Genomic DNA, 1635 nt, shown 5'->3' with positions numbered 1-1635 from the left:
GTCGTACGCCCCCTCCTGCAGCCGGCTCCCCTCGGCCGATTCGGTGAGGAGATCGGGTTCCGACCGCGAACTTCCCCGATCTCCTCACCGAATCGCGGGGTGGATCGCGCCGGTGGGGCGGGATTGTGGCGCGTGCACCGTACGGAATCCCTTGATCAGCAGCCAGGCCGGTAGGAAGACCAGCTCGAACAGGCCGCCGGGAACGACGAGGAGAAGGCCCGGCCCTGCACCCATATCGAGCACCCCGAGGAGGTCGAGGGGCACGCCGACCGTCAGTGCGACGTAGCCCACGAGCCCGAGGAGCGCGATGGCTCGCGGAACCAGCCCGGAAACGAGCAGCAGGTACGTGAGGACGATGCCGCCGAGACCAGTGGGGACGTAGATCCACAGCATGTGGTTGGGCACCACCTCCGACTGGGCCAGAAGATAGATGCCACAGGCAGCGGACACCGAGAACTCGGCGATTCTGAGGACGGGATACCACACAGCCAGGTGCGGGTTCACGTCCTTCAGGACCGGATACATGAGCAGGCCGATCGCGATCACCGCGAGGCCAGAACCCATCATCAGGAGCACCCCGAGGGTCATCTGATCTCGGTCCACGGCGCCGTCGACGAATGCCTCTGTCAACGAGGTGCCGACCATGGCCATGACCATCTGGGCGACGAAGAGGATGCCGGCCGTGGTTGCGATCCTCCTCCTGGATCCGGCATGCCGCCCGGTCGGTGCCGGCCTGGCGGGTGTTGTTGTGCTCATCGTGCTCATCGTGTGGCCTTTCGTCGGGCCGAAGGAGTCCGAGAGCCTAACGGCGTTAGATTGAGTCTTTACGCTAACCTAACGCTGTTAGATTGTCTATGGTCGGGTGCGCGACGACGTACCGGATCGCCGCGAGAGGTGGACACAGTGGGTCGCAGGCCAGCCGAGGTGGCGAACAGGGCCCCCGTGAACCGCGAGCGCGCGCTGAGCGCCGCGCTCGCCGTGGCGGACTCCGAAGGGATCGAAGCGGTCACCATGCGCCGACTTGCCCGTGAGCTGGGGATCGAGGCGGCCTCGCTCTACCACCACGTGCACGGCAAGGAGGAGATACTCGACGGACTGGTCGAGGCGATCTCTAGCAAGATCGAGCTTCCGCAGCCGACCGCGGACTGGCGCCGGTCCATCAGACAGCGCGCCCACCAGACCCGCGCGACCCTGAGGGAGCACCCGTGGGCGGTGAGCATGATGGCTTCGCGGACGAGCCCGGGCCCAGCCACGCTGCGCGTGCTCGAGACCGGCATCCGGTGCTTCCGCGAGGGCGGGTTCTCGGTGGTCTTGGCGGCGCATGCGATTTCGACAGTGGACAGCTACGTGCACGGGTTCGTGCTCGAAGAGGTCAACTTGCCTTTCCATGACGAGTCTCAGCTGGCAGCCATGACCGGGGCCATCATGGAGGAGTTTCCCGCCTCAGAGTTCCCTTACCTCTTCGAGCTGACCCGCGAGCACGTCCTGCAGCCGGGTTATGACTACGGCAAGGAGTTCGACTCGGGCCTGGAGATCGTGCTCGACGGAATCGCTGCTTCGCTGCAGCAGTAAGGGCGCAGGGCTGCTCGCTCTCGCTTGTCGTACGCCCTCTCCTGCACCTGCGGCCGATTCGGT

2 protein-coding genes are annotated in these 1635 nt (G+C 65.7%); one reads left to right on the top strand and one right to left on the bottom strand.

The window, feature by feature from the left end:
• Positions 1–84: 84 nt before the first annotated feature.
• The gene (locus tag PV363_RS17750; protein ID WP_301023085.1) at positions 85–756 is read right to left on the bottom strand and encodes a DUF4386 domain-containing protein; all 672 of its coding nucleotides are present in this window, start codon (positions 754–756) and stop codon (positions 85–87) included.
• Positions 757–942: 186 nt separating this feature from the next.
• On the opposite strand from PV363_RS17750, the gene PV363_RS17745 reads away from it, so the two are divergent.
• Positions 943–1572 (top strand): TetR/AcrR family transcriptional regulator, encoded by a 630-nt coding sequence (locus tag PV363_RS17745; RefSeq protein ID WP_220343094.1) that lies wholly within the window; start codon positions 943–945, stop codon positions 1570–1572.
• Positions 1573–1635 lie beyond the last annotated feature (63 nt).

The organism is Mumia sp. (assembly GCF_028803055.1).
In the GTDB taxonomy this organism is placed as follows: Bacteria; Actinomycetota; Actinomycetes; order Propionibacteriales; family Nocardioidaceae; genus Mumia.
Note: the sequence above shows the minus strand (reverse complement) of the source record. Positions and strands in the feature narration are given on the sequence as shown.